Source organism: Alphaproteobacteria bacterium (genome assembly GCA_030739735.1).
Lineage (GTDB): Bacteria > Pseudomonadota > Alphaproteobacteria > UBA7887 > UBA7887 > UBA7887.
On record JASLYQ010000014.1, the window covers coordinates 40,141 to 58,883 of the forward strand.

Sequence of the window (18,743 nt, forward strand, 5' to 3'; positions counted from 1 at the left end):
CATTTCCCCAGCCATTCCGGGGCCGCAGGGCTTTGGCTAAGCGGGGGTCATCATAGCGCAGTTCGTCGCCTGCAAAAAAGCGGGTTCGTCGCGCCATATGCGTCGACCGCAGTGCCGGTAACCGCCGAGGCCGCATCTGAGGCCAGAAATACGGCTACTTCCGCGATCTCTGTCGGGTCCATCAGGTCGGGGTTATCGGCGCGGCCTCGGCTGTCATAGGCTTCGCGCATGCCTTCCGTATCGACCCCGCCAGGACAGATGCAAGTGACCGCGATGCCGTGCTCGTGCACTTCAGCAGCCACGCTTTCGGTTAGGTTGATCAGCCCCGCCTTGGTTGCACGGTAGGCGCTACGGCGGTGGCTGCCCTTGCGCCCGCCGATGCTGGAGATGTTGATGATGCGACCCTCGCCCTGTTCGATCATGGCCGGCAACACAGCACGGGTGAGCAGAGCCGGAGCGATTAGGTTGACGTCGACCACGGCGCGCCAAAGGGCCGGGTCAAAGTCGATCAGCAGTGTCGGCGAATGAATAATGGCAGCATTATTGACGAGAATGTCGAGGCGCCCGAAACGTTCGAGCGTAGCCTCGGCAAGTGCCGCGATCGCTGCCTCGTCAGCTAGGTCCATGACCACGGGAAGCGCCTCGCGACCCTCGCGCTCGATGTTGTGGGCGAGCGTGGCCAACGCGTCACCTGAGCGCGCGGCGATCACCAGATGCGCCCCTTCCGCGGCATAAGGCTAGCGCAATGGCTCGCCCGATCCCGCGCGAGGCGCCGGTTACCAGGGCGATACTGTCGAGCAGTTTCATAGGCGTCAGCTCCAAGTCACGCCATTAGGCACAGCGGGCACATCAACAGCCACGTCGCCCGCCAAGCTCAAAGTCAGACGGCCGCTCGTCGGGCGTCTGGCTAGCGTCTGATAGAATCGACTGCTTTTTAAGTTAGAGCCTTAGTTCTTTGTCTTGTCTACCAGCGCGTTCTCGGCGATCCAGGGCATCATGGCGCGGAGCTTTTCGCCTACTTCCTCGATCTGGTGTTCGCCGGAGCGCCGGCGCAACGCCTTGAAGCTCGGCTGGTTGGCGCTGCATTCGAGCATCCAGTCGCGCGTGAAGCGCCCTGATTGGATGTCCGTCAGCACGCGCTTCATCTCGGCTCGCACATGCTCGTCGATGATGCGCGGGCCGCTGACATAGTCGCCGAACTCAGCCGTGTTTGAGATCGAGTAGCGCATGTTGGCGATGCCGCCCTCATAGATCAGGTCGACGATCAGCTTGACCTCGTGCAGGCATTCGAAATAGGCCATCTCGGGCGCGTAGCCCGCCTCGACTAGGGTCTCGAAGCCGGCGGTGATCAGTGAGGTCAGACCGCCGCACAGCACAACCTGTTCGCCGAACAGGTCGGTCTCGCACTCTTCCTGGAACGTTGTCTCGATGACGCCGGCGCGGCCGCCGCCGATGGCCGAAGCGTAGGATAGCGCGATCTCGAGCGCATTACCGGAAGAATCTTGGTCTACAGCGACTAGGCTCGGTACACCACCGCCGCGCACATATTCCGAACGCACCGTGTGGCCCGGACCCTTGGGCGCGATCATGAAAATATCGAGATCCTCGCGCGGCTCAATCAGCTTGAAGTGGATATTGAGGCCATGGGCGAAGGCCAGCGCCGCCCCCTGCTTCATATTGCCGTGCAACTCGTCGCGATAGATCTGGGCCTGCAGCTCGTCGGGTGTGGCCATCATCATTACGTCGGCCCAGGCGGCCGCTTCCGGAACGCTCATCACCTTGAAGCCGGCGGCCTCCGCCTTGGCGGCTGACGCCGAGCCGGGACGCAGCGCGATGGTCACATCCTCGACGCCGGAATCGCGCATGTTGGCGGCATGGGCGTGGCCCTGGCTGCCGTAGCCGATGACCACCACCTTCAGCGACTTGATCAAATTCACATCTGCATCGCGATCGTAATAGACACGCATTGTCGTCTTCCCTTCGACTGCTGATGGCACATCGGGCAAGGTCCGGTGCCGGTTTGGGTAACGTTAGATGAGGCCGCTGGGGCCGCGCGCGATGGCGGCCGCGCCTGTTCGCGAGACCTCGGTAAGCCCGAGCGGCTTCATCAGAGCGATGAAGGCATCGATCTTGTCGGTCGAGCCGGTGATCTCGAACACGAAGGACTCGGTGGTGCTATCGACCACGCGGGCCCGAAAAATGTCCGCCGTGCGCAGGCTTTCGACACGGGTCTCGCCGGTGCCCACAACTTTAACCAAGGCTAGCTCGCGCGAGACATGCGGGCCCTCTGCGGTCAGGTCGGTGACGGAGTGGACCGGCACTAAACGGTTGAGCTGCGCCTTGATCTGCTCGATCACCATCGGCGTGCCCGAGGTCACGAGCGTGATGCGCGAGCGGCTCTCCTCTGGATCTACCTCGGCAACGGTCAGGCTCTCGATATTGTAGCCGCGCCCGGAAAACAGGCCGACGACGCGCGCCAGCACGCCGAACTCGTTGTCGACGATGCAGGCAATGCTGTGGGTCTCGACCGTGTCACTCACTGCACTCGGCTCCCTAGGGTGAAAGCGGCGCGCACTGTAGCGATATGTCTTCGATTGTAAAAGGCTTTGCCATGCGTCTAGCCTTGGCGTGACCAACGATTCGTGGAAGGCTATACCTAATACCATGATCAAACCTCTCATTGTAACACTTGCCTTGTTCATGTTCGCATCTGTCGCAGCGGGGCAGGCTGAGGAGGCGTCGCTAAGTCCGGCGGAGATGCTGGCTCAGGCACGCAACATGACCACTCTGCAACTATTCGAGAGCGGCGATACCGTGGCCACGCTGGTGGCGGCGCGTGAAGCCGTACAGGCCAATGTCGCGCAACTCGGTGACGGGCACGAGCAGACCGCGACCGCGCGTTTCAATTTGGCGATCGTGCTCTCGCTCACCACCGCTTACGAGGAGGCGGAGCAGCTGCACAAACAGGCGCTCGCTGCGCGGCGGGCGCTGCCCGGCGGAGAGGAGGCGGTGGCCGACAGCCTGCTCGCCCTCGGCCAGATGAACCGTAACCGCGGCCATTACGCGGATGCTGAAGCGCAGATGCTTGAGGCGTTGGACCTGCGCATGGGGTTGCACGCGCCCAAGACGTTTCCCGTCGCCCAGGTGCATGATGAGCTGTCACGACTCTATCGCGTGCAGGACCGCTTTACCGAGGCTGAAGAGCATGGGCTCGTCGCCCTGCGTACGTTCGAGGTCAACCTCGGTCCAAGCCATCCGCTGGTGGCCGACCGGTTGCGTGAGTTGGCTCTGATTCACCACAATGTCCGTGCTTACGACAAGGCCGAGTCCTATTATTTGCGCGCCTACTACATTGTGGAGGCCGCCTACGGGCCGGAAGCGGTGCTGACTGGGCGGGCGCTCGGTAATCTCGCTGCACTCTATCGTGATAAGCAGGATATTGAGCGCGCTCGGACCTATTACGAGCGCAGCTTGACCGCCAAGCGTGCGGCGCTCGGCGGAACCCATCCCGAAGTCGGCGTGGCCTTGCGCGATCTTGGTCGCCTCGAGCTTGAGGCCGGCGATCGGGCCACAGCGGAAGACCTGCTTAACCAGGCGGTGACGCTGCTCGAAACAGCTCTCGGGCCGGATAGTCAGGCGGTAGCTGGCACGCTCGGCAGGTTGGCCGAGCTCTATATTGCCGACTCCCGCTTTGCCGAGGCGGCCAGCTTGCAGGCGCGCGCCGCGATGATTCTCGAAGATGCGCTCGGGGCTCAGCATGCTGATGTCGCCACAGCGCTCTCGAACCTCGCTGTCGCGCGCCAGGGCGAAGGCAAGCGCGGGGAGGCGCGTGATCTCTATGCCAGGGCGCTGGCTATCCGTGTGGCGGTGCTGGCGCCGGATCATCCGTTGATTGCCGTGGCACGTGATGCGCTGGCGGCAGTTGACGCAGCGGAGGAGGGAGACTGATGAAGCTTTGCATGTATCCTGTGTCCACCACTTCGCGGCCGACCGAGCTGTTCATGGCCGACAACGGGATCGAGGCGGAGCACGTCGGCTTCGATCTGATGGCCGCTTAGCACATGGGCCAGACCTTTGGCGACGTCAAACCCAATGATCTGATAGCAGTGCTAGAGAATGGCGGCTTCTGGCTGACGGAGTATTCGGCTATCCTTAAAGATCTTGCCGACAAGGTCGATTCGCCAACCTATCCCAATGTCAGTCGCTGGGTCGCAATATGGAAAACTGGCCGCCAGGGGCTGGGCAAACGAAATCTTTTACGGCTATGTTGGCTCGCTATCCGAGGAGCCGCATACCGCGCGTTAGAGTGGCTTCGGTGCGACCACGCTAAGCTCGGCAAGAGTCGCGCAGATGCGCTCCCACACCGCCTCGTCGACAGGAATTCCACTCGCCACGCGTTCGGCCCTGTTGGCGGCCTCGAAATCGCCGGGCATCTGCACCGCCGGGGCACCGTCGGCAACCGGGCTGTCACGTAAGTAGTTGGCGAACTGGAGCAGTGTCTTGCTGTACTCAACTTCGTCCATAAAGGCTCGCGGGTTAATAGCAATATGGAAGGTGCCGTTGTTGAGACGCTCGGGATCGTGATTGAGTGCGGTGCCGGAGCCGCCGAGTAGGCCGGCGAAGAGATCGACCATGACGGCGAGGCCAAAGCCCTTGTGCCCGAACAGGACGCCGCCGAGCGGCAGTACTGCACCGCCATCGCGCAGAAAGGTTTCCGGATCGCCGCTGGGCTCGCCGCTCGGACTAATTAGCGTGCCGTCCGGCAGTTGCGCCTCGCGGTCGCGCGCTTGGCGCACCTTGTTCACCGCCACCTGCGAGGTCGAGACGTCGAGCAGTACCGGGTGGCCGCCGGCGTTGGGAAAGGCGGCGGCGATGGGGTTGGCGCCCATGCGCCGGCTGATGCCGCCAAAGGGAGCGATCTGCACTCCGCGGCCCTGACCGTTGCAGAAGGTCACGCCGACGAGACCGGCTTGAGCCGCCAGCTCAGGATAGGCGCCAACTCGCCCGACGTGCTCCTGATGGCGCACGGCGACCGCGGCGATGTGGCCGTGGCGCGCCTTTTTGATCGCCATCTCCATGCCGCGCGCCGCCGCTACATGGCCGAGGATGTTGCCGCCTTCGAGCACCGCGGTGGCCGCTGTCTCCTGCTTCACGGACAGCGTGGCGTCCGGTACGATCAGGCCATTGCGCACACGCTCCACGTAGACGGGAATGTGGCGTACCCCGTGGCTGTCATGACCGACCAGGTTGGCTTCGACCATCAGCCGCGCGATCACCCCGGCATCGTTCGGCGCAAAGCCCACGGCCTCGAACGTGGCGGCGCACATGGCACGCAGGGCGTCGGCAGTGAAACGGGGCATCTGGCACTCCTGGAAGCACGCGGAAGGGAGTCCTGGTGTATGCCACACCTCAGGTCCGTAGCAAGATGTCGCTGCTCATCTGCGGCGGTTGAGGGTCAGGTTGGTCTCGCATTCGCGCTCTGTGCCGCGGGCGATCGAGAAGCTCGCTTCAGGTCTTTCTGTCAAGCCCATATGCGTTTGCGATCGACCCCATCCAGTTTCACATTAAGAGACATCCCGAACAACGGCCGATCTCCCAAGTTTAGTCGCCGTTTAGGATGGTCTCAATCCATGATGGCTTGGTTGACCAGGTTGCGCAGTATCATGCGGTAATGGCCGCGCTGCTTTACGCTTTGCATCATATAGACGACTATCATTTCCTTGGTTGGGTCGACCCAGAAATAGGTTCCGGCATAGCCGCCCCAGAAATACTCCCCAACCGAGCCGGGCCAGCGTGAGCGGCCGGCATGGGTGCGGACGGCGAAGCCCAACCCGAAGCCATATCCTGGGCCTGGCAGGTAGACAGTGCCGTCGCGGTTGATATCGCCGAGGTGATCAGCGGTCATGTAGGCGACCGTTTCCGAACCCAAAATCCGGACGCCATCCAGGCTGCCCTCTTCCAGCATCATCTGGCAGAAGCGGGCATAGTCCATCACCGTTGAGACTATGCCGTGGCCGCCGGCCAGCATGGCCGGCGGCGCCGTGATGTCTATCAGCGTGTCACTGAGGGGTTCGGCGACGCGATGGCGCTCGCTTTCGGGAACCCAGAAGCCGCTGTCGCTCATGCCGAGCGGCACTAGCACGCGCTCACGCATATAGGCATCCAATGTCGTGCCGGATACCGCCTCGATGAGTGCGCCAAGCACATCGGTGGAGCGGCCGTAGTCCCAAACTGTGCCCGGCTGGTAAAGCAGAGGCAGCTCAGCCAAGCGCTCGGCGTACTCGGCGATGCTCATGTCGAGCTCGAACTCTGCCATGCCCGCTTGCTTGTAGAGGTTCTTGATTGCGCCTGAGCCGATGAAGGCGTAGGTCAGGCCGGAGGTATGGCGCAAAAGGTCCTGCACCGTGATCGCCCGCGCCGCAGGCTCGAAGTGTGGGCCGACCCGCATCCCCTTGAAGGCCGGCAGATGAACCGATATGGGTTGCGATAGGTAAAGCTTCGCCTCCTCGTGCAGGGTCATGGCGGCGACGCTGACGATGGGCTTGGTCATGGAATAGATGCGGAAGATGGTGTCTTTCCGCATCGCGTCTCCGGTCGCCTTGTCACGATAGCCGAAGGCCTCGTAGTAGGCGATGCCGCCGCGCCGGGCTACCAGCACCACGGCGCCAGGAATCTCATCGGCATCGACGCCCGCTTGTAGCGTTGTACCAATAAGCGCCAGGCGCTCGCTTGACAGGCCGACTGATTCGGGGGTGACAGGCGTTAGGCTCCTGGCGTCGGCGGGAAGGGCCCAGACGAGAGCCAACAGGAACAAAGCTCTTTTCATCTTGATAAACCTCAGCTCCAGGTCTTGCGCGGGGGCGACTTTATTTCGATTTGCACGCTATCTTCGAGCGTTTCGTGGCGATGGGGTACACCGGCCGGATGGATCCAGGAATCGCCCGGTTCGGCAACGAAGCTTTCGCCGTCGATTTCGATGCGCATCCGGCCGCTTACCAGATAGCAGATCGACTCGTGGTCTACATGACTGTGCAGCGGATCGACCAGCCCCTTCTTGCGCTCAAGACGCATCAATAACATATCCTCTCCCACCAGAAGCGGCGCGATGGTGAGACCTGGCGGCTGCTCGGTATCTTCCAGGCTTTGTACACTCTCAGCCAGCACGCCGTCTGCCCGCGTGAAGCGGACCGGGCTCGGCGGTGGGACACGGCTATCGCTCATCGTAACGTCCGCAGGCTCCACGGACTCTCTCCGACCAGAAACGCGGTCAGATTGTCGTGTGGCCACATCACCGGGCTATTAGCCGACGACGTCGGTATCCATCTGGCCACTGATGCGGCGGCGGATGTGTGACCAGGACACACCGATGGCGAGGATTGTCGCTAACACGATGAGGGCGATATAGGTCATGGCCTCGCGGCTTTCGAGATCGAGTAAGTTGTTGTCGATCATCAGCCAGATAAGGACACCGAAAAAGGTCACGGAGAGAGTCACACCGATGGCGCCGATCGAGCGCCAGGTAGCACGCAGGAAGACCATGTAGATGATTAGCAACGCCAAGCCGACCAGAATCTTGAACGGGATGCTGTCACTCTCGCCAGCGGTTGCCCAGTGGTAGTACGAAAAAGCACTTGGGTTGAAGGTGCCAAGCACCAACACCATTGCCACGGCCCACCGGACCGTGAAGCTACTAGCGCTGAATCCCCCTACCGCCATTATTTGGCTCCACTGCCATGCAAATGTTCCGAAGCCTAACGTGCGGGCAGAGCTTTACGCAAGCCGGCCTAAGTTGTCTGATTATTATGTCATCTCTACGTCGTAGCCAGAATCTATCCTGACGTCCGCGCCAGCTTAGCGCGAGAACGTCGAAAAAGGTGAGGAAAACATCTGGCTGCAGGGCCGCCGTCGGTGCTAGCTGGATTCAGTTTTGCGTGATCGGCAGTATTAGATGGTCCAGGTGTAGCCGCGCCTGAGAACAGCGTTCCAGTCGATTGGCTCATCCCCTCGGGTGGCCTCGAGTTGGGCATGGACATCCCTGTCATAGGTCGGGCGTGGATCGCAGTAGAGCACGCCGAGCGCCACAGGAAAGCTCGGGCCCTCCATGGTAGCGAGCAGCATGGCGAGCGAGCGGTTGGTCTGGTCGTGCACTAGCACCTCGTCGTCTCGGCGCCGATATCCTGGAAGACTTCGCCCATCTTTCCCGACCGCCATGACCTCAAGCGTCATGGTGCCCGGGGCGAAACGCAATCCCTTGTCCCGCTTGGCACCGAAGATCAGTGGTTTGCCGTGCTCCACAAGCAATTGCCGTTCAGCCGCGACGTCGCGGGCAGTAAAGTCGGCAAAGACGTCGTCGTTGTAGACGATGCAGTTCTGGTAGATCTCGATGAAGGAGGCGCCACGATGAGCATGTGCCGCGCTCAACACGCCTCCGAGATGCTTGACAGCGGTATCGACCGCGCGGGCGACGAAGCGGGCACCTGAGCCGAGTGCCATGGAGCAGGCCGAAAGCGGCAGCTCGAGCGAGCCCATGGGCGTGGATGGCGAGCACGTGCCGACTCGCGAAGTGGGTGAATACTGCCCCTTGGTCAGGCCATAGATCTCATTGTTGAAAAGCAGGATCTGAAGATCGATGTTACGTCTGAGCACGTGCAGTAAATGGTTGCCGCCAATCGATAGCCCGTCGCCGTCACCGGTAACCACCCAGACATCGAGCTCCGGATTAGCTAGCTTGATGCCGGAGGCGAAAGCGGGCGCTCGGCCATGGATGGTGTGGAAGCCATAGGTCGACATATAATAGGGTAGGCGCGAAGAGCAGCCGATGCCCGAGACGAATACTGTTTTTGCGCGCTCAGCGCCGATATCGGCGAGGGTCTTCTGGATGCCCTTGAGGATGGCGTAGTCGCCACAGCCCGGGCACCATCTGGTCTCCTGGTCGGAGGTAAAATCCGCAGCTTTCAGCTTGGCGGCGGGCGCATCAACGGTCATTGTTGTTCTCCAGCGCCGCATCGATCGCGGCCGCGATCTCGGCCACTTTGAAGGGCTGGCCGTTCACCTTGTTGAGCTCCTTGACGGGCAACAGAAACTCGCTGCGCAGCATGCGGCTGAGCTGTCCGGTATTCATCTCGGGCACTAACACGTGGCGAAAGCGCTTCAGCAAATTCTCGAGGTTGGTCGGGAAGGGGTTGAGGTGCGTGAGGTGAATATGTGCAACGGATTTTCCCGCATCGTTCGCGCCACGCACCGCCTGGTCGATGGCGCCGAAGGTCGAGCCCCAGCCGACCACGGCTAACTCGCCCCCCTCGGAAGGCCCATAGGCCACGCTCTGCGGCGCGATACCGTTGGCGATACCGGTAACCTTGGCGGCACGAATGTTGGTCATGCGTTGATGATTATCCGGATCGTAGGAGATATTACCTGTGCCGAACTCCTTTTCGATTCCGCCGACGCGATGCTCGAGACCCAGCGTGCCGGGAATCGCCCAGGGCCGCGCCAGGGTTTCGGGATCGCGCATAAAAGCCTCGAAGCCTTCCACCTCGGTATGGAAGGTCACTGGGAAGCGTGGCAGGGTATCGATATCGGGGATGCGCCACGGCTCCGCCGCATTGCTGAGATAGCCGTCGGTCAGTAGGATGACCGGCGTCATATAGCGCGTCGCGATGCGCACCGCCTCGATCGCCATGTCGAAGCAATTGGCGGGCGAATAGGCCGCCAGCACCGGCAGCGGCGTATCGCCATTGCGTCCATAGACGGCTTGCATCAAGTCCGATTGCTCAGTCTTGGTCGGCATACCGGTCGAAGGCCCGGCGCGCTGCGAGTTCACCAGTATAAGCGGCAATTCTACCATGACAGCGAGACCCAATGCCTCAGTCTTAAGCGCCACGCCCGGACCCGAGCTCGTGGTCACACCAAGCTTTCCGGCATAGGAGGCACCGATGGCCGAGCAGACGGCGGCGATTTCATCCTCGGCTTGGAAGGTCGTTACACCCTGGCTCTTGAGGCCAGCTAGGATGTGTAGCAGCTGCGAGGCCGGGGTGATGGGGTAGGAGCCCAGCATCATCTTCAACCCAGCCAGGTCGCAGCCGATTGCCAGGCCCCAGGCTAGAGCCTCGCTGCCGCTGACGGCGCGGTAGAGGCCGGGCTCGATATCGGCACGGGGAATGGTGTGGCGCGTGAAGCCGTGCGGCAGCTCTGCCGTCTCGCCCCAGGCATGGCCGGCATTGAGCGCGGCAATGTTCGCTTCGGCAACCTCCTTCTGGCCGGAGAACTTATTGCGCAGCCAATCGATCGTTGGTGCGCGTTTGCGTTCGAATAGCCACATCACCAGGCCGAGCGCCCACATGTTCTTACAGCGCAGGCCTTCTTTCTGGCCGAGGCCGCTTTCTGCCACCGCGTTGAGGGTGGCCTGCGACATGTCGACTTCCATCACATGGTAGGCCTCCAGCGAGTCATCCTCGATGGGGTTTGTTTTGTAACCTGCCTTGCGCAGGTTGCGCTCGGTGAAGGAGCCAGTGTCGACCACCAGCATGCTGCCTTTGGGTAGGTCGGCAAGGTTGGTCTTTAAGGCCGCCGGGTTCATGGCCACCAGCACATCGGGCGTGTCACCTGCGGTGAGCACCTTCTGGGCGGAGAAGTTGATCTGATAGGCGGAGACGCCAAAGGTGGTGCCCGCTGGCGCGCGTATCTCGGCCGGAAAATCCGGGAAGGTCGCAAGGGCGTTACCCTGCACCGCGCTGGCTAACATGAACTGACTGCCGGTAAGTTGCATGCCGTCACCGGAGTCGCCGGCGAATCGGATTACTGCTGACCCCCACGTCTCTTCTGTCGGTACCGGCGAAACGTCGGTGTCTTCGGCGATCGCTGCCATGTCTGTTCCGTGTTCGTGCCCGCGATATGAGCCTACAGCCATACCTAGAGTCGGTGCGGGCAGAATGCAAGCGGATAGCCTTGGATTCGCGTTAATTTCAGCGCTTTTCTACGAGTAATTGCGCCAGCGACGCGCATGCTGTTCACTGCGGGTGCAAATCGACACCGGGGGAAGCCCATGGGGGCGAGTGAAATCCAAGGTGCGGCGGATGCGCTGCTGAGCTCACGCACAACGCATCGGCGCATGGCGGCCTTGCCCAAAGGCTTGCAGCCGCGGACGCCGGAGGAGGGCTATGCGGTCCAGGACGCACTCATCGCCGCCCTAGCTCAGCCATCGCCAGGTTGGAAAATTGGTGGCACTAGCGCCCTGGCGCAGGAGATGCTCAAGCTCAGCGGGCCCTTCGCTGGCCACCTGCTCGAGCCCTTGCGACACGATGCGCCGGCCACGCTGTCGGCCGACAGCTTTTTCATGCGCGGCATCGAGGTGGAATTCGCGTTGCGCCTGGGCCGCGATCTGGACGCTGGTGGTGCGCCATGGGACCAGGAGAGTGTGGGCGATGCCGTGGCCGCGGTTCACCCAGCCATCGAGGTGGTCGATTCGCATTTCGACGACTGGCTGACCATCGATACCCCGAGCCTGATCGCTGACAACGGCTGTCACGGCAGCTTGGTGCTAGGTGAAGGTGTCGAGGCCTGGCGCGGTATCGACCTGGCCGAGGTTGGCACCGAGCTCTGGATGAACGGCGAGCGCGTGACCATCGGCTCCGGCGCGGCCGTGATCGGGCACCCGCTGGCAGCTCTCGCCTGGCTGGCCAACCTCTGTGCGCGCCGCGGCGGTCAGCTCAGTGCTGGCCAAATCATATCCACCGGCTCGACCTGCGATGCGCTGGGCTGGGCTGAGGCGACCGACCGCATCGAAGGCTATTTCGGAGATCTTGGTTCGGTCTCCGTCACTTTCAGTTAGGGGCAGCTCATGACCAGCCGTTGGCGAAACCGCCCTGACGGGGCCAACTGGGGCGAGTTCGGTGACGATGACCAGATCGGCCGGCTCAATTTGCTGACGCCGGTCAAGGTGCGCCAGGGTGTTGATGAGGTTCGCGAAGGCATCACCTTTTGCCTCTCGTTGCCGCTCGACTATCCGGGCGGAAGCGTCCTCAACCCGAGGCGCAAGCCGCCGCGCCTTGCCGCCACCGTGCGCGAGGGCCGGGCAAACTACGTCTATCCCCTGAGCCTGGAGAATTCCGAGCATAGCGACGTGATCTGCGACGACACGGTGCTGCTCACCCTGCAGTATTCGACCCAGTTTGATAGCCTCGCCCATGTTGGTGGCATGTTCGACGCGGATGGCGACGGTGCGCCTGAGCCCGTCTTCTACAATGGCTGGCGTGGCGGCGAGCATATCCTGGCGCCGGCCGACGAGGGTATGATCGAAGGCGTGGCGGCCGAGCGTCTTGGCATCGAGAACATGGCTGCGCGCGGCGTACAGGGCCGCGCCGTAATAATCGATCTTGAGAAGCATGTCGGACGCGCCCGCGAATGGATCGGCCATGCGCGTCTGATGGCGATTCTCGAGGAAGACGGCGTCGAGATCGAGAGCGGCGATATGGTTTGCCTTTATACGGGCTTCGCCGACATGCTGCTGGAGATGGGTGGTGAGCCTGACGAGCGTGTGCACCAGAGCTGCGCGGTGCTCGACGGTCGCGACCCGGCGCTGCTGCAATGGGTCAGTGACAGCGGCATTGCTGTGCTCATCGCCGATAACTACGCCGTTGAAGGTCATCCTGCGAAGCCCCCGGCCGAGCCCGGCGTTCATGCATCATTGCCGCTGCACGAGCACTGCCTGTTCAAGCTCGGCCTGCATCTCGGCGAACTTTTCCACCTCGGCCCACTTGCTCACTGGCTGCGCGAGCATGGCCGCACCCGCTTTTTGCTCACTGCCTCGCCGCTGCGCCTGCCAGGTGCCGTGGGTTCTCCTGTGCCGGCGGTGGCAACGGTTTAGGCCTTATTTCAGAAAGGCGCTGGTGTAGGTGGCAATATCAAAGTAGTCGCGTCAGACACCGATCTTGCTACCGCGTATCTTGAAGACGTCGACGCAGGGAAGATCGACGCTTGTCACCGATGCGCGTGATGTCGGCGCGCTCGGCAATGACCGGGTGGCCGTCGGCGACGAGATTGATCACGGTCCATCAAAATATGATCCATGATAGTGATCGATAGTGTCACGCCAGCTTGATCATCAATTTTCCCAAATTGTCACCGCTGAATAAGCGCAGCAGGGTCTCGGGAAATTTTTCGATACCGCCTTCGACGATATCTTCGCGGCATGTAAGGCGGCCCGCGGCGCGCCAGGCGGCCATGTCCTTAAGCATGGCGGGCCACTTGTCGCGGTAGTCGAAATATATGAAGCCTTGGATGCGCAGGCGTCGCGGCACGGCAAAAATGACGTTACGCAGCGCATCGAGCGGGCCGGTGGCGTTGTATTGCGAGATGGCGCCACACAGCACTAGGCGGCCGAACTCCCTCATATGCGCGAGCGTCGCGTCGAGCATCTCACCGCCGACATTGTCGAAGAACACGTCGATGCCGTCTGGGCAGGCGCGCTTAAGCCCCTCATGCAGAGCCTCGTCCTTGTAGTCGATGGCAGCATCGAAGCCAAGTTCGTCCGTGAGGTAGTGACATTTCTCAGGTCCGCCGGCAACGCCCACCACTCGGCAGTCCTGGATACGCGCAATCTGTCCTACATGGGCACCGACCGAGCCTGCCGCACCAGAAACTAGAACCGTCTCGCCAGCTTTGGGTTGGCCCACCTCCATCAGCCCACAATAGGCCGTGAGCCCAGCAATGCCTAGCGTGTTAAGCCAGAGTGGATCGGGGCCAAGATCGCGGTCGGCCTTCATCAGGTCGCCACCGTCGCTGATGGCATATTCCTGTACGCCGCCGATACCCGCGACGAGATCGCCGGCGGTAAAGTTCGGGTTCTTAGACTCCACCACCTCGCCCACGGTGAGCGCGCGCATCACGTCGCCGAGCTTGAGCGGTGGCACATAAGAAGGGCGGTCATTCATCCAGCCGCGCATGGCGGGATCGACCGACATGTAGGTATTTCTTACCAGAACCTCGCCGTGGCTTGGCTCGCCCACAGGCTCCTCCGCATGCTGCCAGTCGCCGGGCTTCGGCAGGCCTTGCGGGCGTGCGGCAAGAAGGATCTGATGATTAATCGGCTGGTTCATGTGTGTCTCCTCACCAAATGAGTGCCGGGATGGCGCAGTCGGGCATAACACCACGCTCGGCGCAGAGGCTCTCGATGCGTTCGGGTGGCGCCAGCTCGCCCCAGGCGACGCCGAGGGGCTCGGCCAGGATGCCGCCGAGCACCAGCACGGTCTCGAGGTCGAAGGCCGCGGCGCCGGAAATATCAGTTTCGAGACTGTCGCCGATGGCCATTACGCGCTCGCGCGGAGTGCCGTCAAGCAGAGCGAAGCATGCGACGTAAACGGCGGCGTGGGGCTTGCCAAAATAGTGCACGGGCCCACCCAGTGCCGCATAGGAGTCAGCGAGCGCGCCTGCGCATAGTACCCGCTGTCCCGAATGGCGCACAACCACGCGGTCCGGGTTGGTGCAGACCATGGGCAGTGCGCGTGCCGCCGCATCGGACAGGACCAGCTGATACTTATCGAGCGTATCATCATCATCTTCTATGCCGATATTGAGCAGAAAGTCCGCTTCGTTTAAGGGCACGGCCCGATAGTCCAGACCGTCGAGCAGATTGGCATCGCGGGCGGGGCCGAGATAGTGATAGCGGCGTCCAAAATTGGCAAACTCGCCCTCGCGCGCTTTCAGAGCCTGGTGGCTAACTTCGCCCGAGGAAACGATACGGTCGTAAAGCTCTTCTCCGATGCCCATGCCGGCGAGCCGCTCCGCCACCATCCATTCGCGCCTCGGTGCGTTGGATAGAAAAATAATGCGCTTGCCGCGGGCACGCAGTTCGGTCAGACATTCGCGGGCGCCGTCGTATGGCGTGGTGCCATCCATCACTACCCCCCAGAGGTCGAGGATAAGGGCGTCGAAGCGGTCGGCGATGTCACGGACACGATGGTGGCTGACGATGCTCATGTACCGGGGGCCTCGAAGACCGGGGGAACATTGACCAGGGGAATCGGCCCGGCGCTGAGAAGACCGTCTCGGATGGTGAGCGGCACCTTGATGAGTGGACGCGGGTCGTCAGCGGTGGTCTCGGCGAACAGGGTCAGGGCGATCTTCGCGGCCGTTGCGACATCGCCGTCCATGGCGCCGATGGCCTCGAAGCTCTCGATCAGCGCATCGAGGCCGCGAATGTCGGACTGCAAGGTGACTAGGGGCCGCAGCGCGCCGTCGAGTGTCAGAGTTCCGGCCGCCTCGATCTCCAGCGCGCCCCAGTAGAGCACCAGCCGATGGGCTTCGATGGTGCCGCCGGCATCGCGCCAATGGGCGGCGGAGGCGCCGTCAAGTCGCTCCGGCACGGGCCCGGCCAGGGTCGTATCGGCGCTCAGCAGCCGGATCTCCCGCCCCAACGCACCGCCGCCTCCTTCCGGCAGCAGGATGGTGTCGGCGATCATCACTGTGTCCAGCGTGCCGGGTGTTGTTGGCGTGCGGACGTGGGCCTGCAGGGCGGCGACCAGAACGCTGGCAATCGTGCCTTCGAAGCCGATTTTCAGATTGCGGATATCGGCCGATAGTTGGCCCGGTTGGTAGCGGGAATTGAGTGTCAGGCTGACGCGGGCAGACTCCGCGTCCGCGTCCAGGACTAGCTGCTGCGACGCTTGCGGCGACAGTGTGATGCGATGCGGCCCTTCGAGCACCGCGATATAATGGCGCAAGTCCCATGGCTGGACATGGATATGCATCAGCTCGCTCTGCCATTGCCAGGGCAGGGATGCCTGCGGCCGTGCTAGGACGGGTGCCTTGAACTCGGTGCTGAGACGATAGGGGTAGCCGAAGGTGCGCTTCTCGTCGAACGCCGTGACCCAGCCGTCTTCTTGCCAATCGGCCACTGTGGCATTGACCTTGCTCTCGGCGCGGCTCGCCAGATGAAACCAATAGCCCGTATAGCCGATGGCCCCGAGCGCGAGCAAAGCGTAGACGCCGATTAGGAACCTGGGCATGGGCTTCGTGCGTTCAGGCAACCTTGCCGTGACAGTGCTTATATTTCTTGCCGGAGCCGCAGGGGCAGGGTTCGTTGCGTCCGACCTTGCCCCAGCCTGCGGGATCGCGCGGGTTGCGGGCGAGCGCGGCACTGTGCCGCCTTGCCGGTGTGCCGTCTCTGCCGGCTGCGGCCTTCGCGAGCTCTCGCTCTGGTAGGGCCGCGTTCGGTGCCGCGAGTGTGGCGGGCTCTGCACGTAACTCGACATGGGAGAGGGTGGCGGTGACCACCTCGCGAAAGTGCGAGAGCATGTTGTCAAACAGCTCGAAGGCCTCGCGCTTGTACTCGTTGAGCGGATCGCGCTGCGCGTACGCGCGCAGGCCGATGCCCTGGCGCAGATGATCAAGCGATAGCAGATGGTCCTTCCATTGCTGGTCCAGCAATTGCAGCATCAGGCTCTTCTCGGCCTGGCGCATCAGGTCGGGGCCGAAGCGCGTCGCTTTCTCTGCCATGCGCCGCTCCACATAGTCGAGAATCCGGGTACGGATCTCCTCGTCCGCTATGCCTTCCTCCTTGGCCCAGGCCTCGATCGGCAGGTCCAACCCGAACAGGCGCATCACTTCGTCGTGCAGGCCCTTGGTGTCCCAGGCCTCGGCGTAAGCCTTTTCGGGAATGAAGCGCGGTACCATGTCCTCGACCACCTGCTCGCGCATCTCGGTGACCGCGTCGGCAACGCTGTTGGACGCCATCAAATCAATGCGTTCGGCATAGATCACTTTGCGCTGGTCGTTCATCACGTCGTCGAAGCGCAGCAGGTTCTTGCGGATGTCGAAGTTGTGTGCCTCGACCTTTTGTTGCGCCTTTTCCAACGCCTTGTTGATCCACGGATGGATGATCGCTTCGCCGTCTTTGAGGCCGAGCTTGCGTAGCATCAGGTCCATGCGCTCTGAGCCGAAAATGCGCATCAGGTCATCTTCGAGCGAAAGGAAGAACTTGGAACCGCCGGGGTCACCCTGGCGGCCGGAGCGGCCGCGTAGCTGGTTGTCGATGCGCCGGCTTTCGTGGCGCTCGGAGCCGATCACGAACAGCCCACCGCCCGAGATGGCAATGTCGTGTCCAGCCTGTACCTCACCTCGGATTCTATCTTCTTCCTCACATTGTTTTTGTTTATCTTCAATATCTTGCAACTCATTCCTAAGACGCATCTCTATGTTGCCGCCGAGCTGAATATCGGTGCCGCGGCCGGCCATGTTGGTGGCGATGGTGACGGCGCCCGGCGAGCCGGCCTGGGCGATGATGAAGGCTTCTTGTTCGTGGTAGCGCGCGTTAAGCACCTGATGCGGGATCTTGCGCTTCTTCAGCATTGCCGCAAGCTCTTCAGACTTGGCGATACTGGTCGTACCGACGAGCACCGGCTGCTCGCGCTCTCGGCAGTCCTCGATCTGCGTCACGATGGCATCAAATTTCTCGCGCACGGTGCGATAGATCTCGTCGTCGTGGTCCTTGCGGATCATCGGCATGTGGGTCGGCACCTCGACCACGGACAGGCTGTAGATCTCGCCGAACTCGGCCGCCTCAGTGGCGGCGGTACCGGTCATGCCGGCAAGCTTGGGATAGAGGCGGAAATAGTTCTGGAAAGTGATCGAGGCGAGGGTCTGATTTTCGTTCTCGATATTGACGCCTTCCTTGGCCTCGATGGCCTGATGCTGGCCGTCCGAATAGCGCCGACCCTCCATCATGCGCCCGGTGAACTCATCGATGATGACAACCTTGTCGTCTTTGACGATGTACTCGGTGTCGCGCGTAAAGACTTTGTGCGCTCTAAGCGCCTGATTGACGTGATGGACTAGGCTGACATTCTGGTAGTCGTAGAGACCTGGGCTGGCGAGCATGCCGGTATCGCCCAAAAGACGTTCCATGCTCTCAACGCCGCTCTCGGTCAGCGTGACCTGCTTGGTCTTCTCGTCGTGCTCGTAGTCGCTTTCGGCAAGCTTCGGTATCAGCCGGTCGATTTTCTGGTAAAGCTCGGAATTGTCTTCGGTCGGCCCGGAGATAATCAGCGGCGTGCGCGCCTCGTCCACCAGGATCGAGTCAACCTCATCGACAATGGCGTAGTTGGGCTCACGCTGCACCATTTCAGTGAGCGCGTACTTCATATTGTCACGCAGATAGTCGAAGCCAAATTCGTTGTTGGTACCGTAGGTCACATCGGCGGCATAGGCCTCGCAGCGCTCATCGTTGCTCAGACCGGCGACGATGCAGCCGACCTCAAGGCCGAGAAACTTGTAGATCGTGCCCATCCAGTCGGCATCACGGGCAGCGAGATAGTCGTTGACCGTGATGACGTGGACGCCTTTGCTGGCAAGCGCGTTGAGATAGACGGCAAGGGTCGCGACCAGGGTTTTGCCTTCACCGGTCTTCATCTCGGATATCTTGCCGTCATGTAGCACCATGCCACCGATCAGCTGCACATCGTAGTGGCGCTGGCCGAGCGCGCGCTTGGCGGCCTCACGCACCGTGGCAAAGGCTTCGTTTTGCAGATCGTTGAGGCTGTCACCGTTGGCAATACGCTCGCGGAAGGCATCAGTGCGTCCGCGCAGGTCGTCGTCAGACAATGCCTCCATCTCCGGCTCCAGAGCATTGATCGCCTCGACCCTCTGGCTATAGGCCTTGACCAGGCGATCGTTGGGCGTGCCCAGAATGGAACGGGCAAGAGCGGTAAGCATGCGGGACCTCTGCGCACCGGGATGGGCACTCCGCATCA

15 protein-coding genes and 1 pseudogene are annotated in these 18,743 nt (G+C 61.9%); 3 read left to right on the top strand and 13 right to left on the bottom strand.

Features of this window, described 5'->3' with window-relative positions; genetic code table 11:
- Positions 1 to 50 precede the first annotated feature (50 nt).
- The 3 genes and pseudogenes from QF629_08360 to ilvN form a co-directional block, all read right to left on the bottom strand.
- Positions 51 to 722, bottom strand: a pseudogene (locus tag QF629_08360) (SDR family oxidoreductase).
- Between the two features lie 225 nt (positions 723 to 947).
- Positions 948 to 1,967: a ketol-acid reductoisomerase gene (gene ilvC, locus QF629_08365; protein MDP6013540.1), complete on the bottom strand. Its 1,020-nt coding sequence runs from the start codon at positions 1,965 to 1,967 to the stop codon at positions 948 to 950.
- A 63-nt stretch (positions 1,968 to 2,030) separates the two neighbouring features.
- Positions 2,031 to 2,540 (bottom strand): acetolactate synthase small subunit, encoded by a 510-nt coding sequence (gene ilvN, locus QF629_08370; GenBank protein ID MDP6013541.1) that lies wholly within the window; start codon positions 2,538 to 2,540, stop codon positions 2,031 to 2,033.
- Between the two features lie 124 nt (positions 2,541 to 2,664).
- Here ilvN and QF629_08375 point away from each other — a divergent pair, with 124 nt between their 5' ends.
- Entirely contained in the window at positions 2,665 to 3,948 is a 1,284-nt protein-coding gene (locus QF629_08375; protein ID MDP6013542.1) for a tetratricopeptide repeat protein, read from the top strand.
- A gap of 353 nt (positions 3,949 to 4,301) precedes the next feature.
- On the opposite strand, the gene QF629_08380 is transcribed toward QF629_08375, so the two are convergent.
- The 6 genes from QF629_08380 to QF629_08405 all read right to left on the bottom strand — a co-directional run bounded on the left by QF629_08380 (position 4,302) and on the right by QF629_08405 (position 10,864).
- Entirely contained in the window at positions 4,302 to 5,360 is a 1,059-nt protein-coding gene (locus QF629_08380; protein ID MDP6013543.1) for an Ldh family oxidoreductase, read from the bottom strand.
- A 263-nt stretch (positions 5,361 to 5,623) separates the two neighbouring features.
- Positions 5,624 to 6,826 (bottom strand): serine hydrolase domain-containing protein, encoded by a 1,203-nt coding sequence (locus QF629_08385; protein ID MDP6013544.1) that lies wholly within the window; start codon positions 6,824 to 6,826, stop codon positions 5,624 to 5,626.
- Between the two features lie 11 nt (positions 6,827 to 6,837).
- On the bottom strand, positions 6,838 to 7,221 hold the full coding sequence (locus QF629_08390) for a cupin domain-containing protein (GenBank protein ID MDP6013545.1): 384 nt from the start codon (positions 7,219 to 7,221) through the stop codon (positions 6,838 to 6,840).
- Between the two features lie 78 nt (positions 7,222 to 7,299).
- Positions 7,300 to 7,716, bottom strand: a complete 417-nt coding sequence (locus tag QF629_08395) for a DUF6524 family protein (GenBank protein ID MDP6013546.1) — start codon at positions 7,714 to 7,716, stop codon at positions 7,300 to 7,302.
- 228 nt (positions 7,717 to 7,944) lie between these two features.
- Complete coding sequence (locus QF629_08400) at positions 7,945 to 8,985, bottom strand: 2-oxoacid:ferredoxin oxidoreductase subunit beta (protein ID MDP6013547.1); 1,041 nt, start codon at positions 8,983 to 8,985, stop codon at positions 7,945 to 7,947.
- Positions 8,975 to 10,864, bottom strand: a complete 1,890-nt coding sequence (locus QF629_08405; GenBank protein ID MDP6013548.1) for a 2-oxoacid:acceptor oxidoreductase subunit alpha — start codon at positions 10,862 to 10,864, stop codon at positions 8,975 to 8,977. The genes QF629_08400 and QF629_08405 overlap by 11 nt, the downstream gene beginning before the upstream one ends.
- A gap of 177 nt (positions 10,865 to 11,041) precedes the next feature.
- Between QF629_08405 and QF629_08410 the strand changes: the two genes are divergently transcribed.
- Together QF629_08410 and QF629_08415 are read left to right on the top strand one after the other, a co-directional pair.
- Positions 11,042 to 11,827, top strand: a complete 786-nt coding sequence (locus QF629_08410; protein MDP6013549.1) for a fumarylacetoacetate hydrolase family protein — start codon at positions 11,042 to 11,044, stop codon at positions 11,825 to 11,827.
- 9 nt (positions 11,828 to 11,836) lie between these two features.
- A complete protein-coding gene (locus tag QF629_08415; protein ID MDP6013550.1) occupies positions 11,837 to 12,862 on the top strand; it encodes a cyclase family protein in 1,026 nt (341 codons plus the stop codon).
- 220 nt (positions 12,863 to 13,082) lie between these two features.
- Here the strand turns inward: QF629_08415 and QF629_08420 are convergent, their stop codons facing one another.
- From QF629_08420 to secA, 4 genes are read right to left on the bottom strand one after another with little or no spacing between them, the layout of a single operon-like run.
- On the bottom strand, positions 13,083 to 14,093 hold the full coding sequence (locus QF629_08420) for an NADP-dependent oxidoreductase (GenBank protein ID MDP6013551.1): 1,011 nt from the start codon (positions 14,091 to 14,093) through the stop codon (positions 13,083 to 13,085).
- A gap of 10 nt (positions 14,094 to 14,103) precedes the next feature.
- On the bottom strand, positions 14,104 to 14,973 hold the full coding sequence (locus QF629_08425; GenBank protein ID MDP6013552.1) for a TIGR01459 family HAD-type hydrolase: 870 nt from the start codon (positions 14,971 to 14,973) through the stop codon (positions 14,104 to 14,106).
- Positions 14,970 to 16,001, bottom strand: coding sequence for a DUF2125 domain-containing protein (locus tag QF629_08430; protein MDP6013553.1), 1,032 nt, complete (start codon positions 15,999 to 16,001; stop codon positions 14,970 to 14,972). The genes QF629_08425 and QF629_08430 overlap by 4 nt, the downstream gene beginning before the upstream one ends.
- 13 nt (positions 16,002 to 16,014) lie before the next feature.
- The gene (gene secA, locus QF629_08435; protein MDP6013554.1) at positions 16,015 to 18,705 is read right to left on the bottom strand and encodes a preprotein translocase subunit SecA; all 2,691 of its coding nucleotides are present in this window, start codon (positions 18,703 to 18,705) and stop codon (positions 16,015 to 16,017) included.
- Between the last annotated feature and the right edge of the window lie 38 nt (positions 18,706 to 18,743).

What these genes read in the sequence shown, in the direction of transcription:
- ilvC (MDP6013540.1), bottom strand. Translation starts at nt 1,967, where the DNA reads ATGCGTGTCTATTACGATCGCGATGCAGATGTGAATTTGATCAAGTCG.
- QF629_08375 (MDP6013542.1), top strand. Translation starts at nt 2,665, where the DNA reads ATGATCAAACCTCTCATTGTAACACTTGCCTTGTTCATGTTCGCATCT.
- QF629_08380 (MDP6013543.1), bottom strand. Translation starts at nt 5,360, where the DNA reads ATGCCCCGTTTCACTGCCGACGCCCTGCGTGCCATGTGCGCCGCCACG.
- QF629_08385 (MDP6013544.1), bottom strand. Translation starts at nt 6,826, where the DNA reads ATGAAAAGAGCTTTGTTCCTGTTGGCTCTCGTCTGGGCCCTTCCCGCC.
- QF629_08390 (MDP6013545.1), bottom strand. Translation starts at nt 7,221, where the DNA reads ATGAGCGATAGCCGTGTCCCACCGCCGAGCCCGGTCCGCTTCACGCGG.
- QF629_08395 (MDP6013546.1), bottom strand. Translation starts at nt 7,716, where the DNA reads ATGGCGGTAGGGGGATTCAGCGCTAGTAGCTTCACGGTCCGGTGGGCC.
- QF629_08400 (MDP6013547.1), bottom strand. Translation starts at nt 8,985, where the DNA reads ATGACCGTTGATGCGCCCGCCGCCAAGCTGAAAGCTGCGGATTTTACC.
- QF629_08405 (MDP6013548.1), bottom strand. Translation starts at nt 10,864, where the DNA reads ATGGCAGCGATCGCCGAAGACACCGACGTTTCGCCGGTACCGACAGAA.
- QF629_08410 (MDP6013549.1), top strand. Translation starts at nt 11,042, where the DNA reads ATGGGGGCGAGTGAAATCCAAGGTGCGGCGGATGCGCTGCTGAGCTCA.
- QF629_08415 (MDP6013550.1), top strand. Translation starts at nt 11,837, where the DNA reads ATGACCAGCCGTTGGCGAAACCGCCCTGACGGGGCCAACTGGGGCGAG.
- QF629_08420 (MDP6013551.1), bottom strand. Translation starts at nt 14,093, where the DNA reads ATGAACCAGCCGATTAATCATCAGATCCTTCTTGCCGCACGCCCGCAA.
- QF629_08425 (MDP6013552.1), bottom strand. Translation starts at nt 14,973, where the DNA reads ATGAGCATCGTCAGCCACCATCGTGTCCGTGACATCGCCGACCGCTTC.
- QF629_08430 (MDP6013553.1), bottom strand. Translation starts at nt 16,001, where the DNA reads ATGCCCAGGTTCCTAATCGGCGTCTACGCTTTGCTCGCGCTCGGGGCC.
- secA (MDP6013554.1), bottom strand. Translation starts at nt 18,705, where the DNA reads ATGCTTACCGCTCTTGCCCGTTCCATTCTGGGCACGCCCAACGATCGC.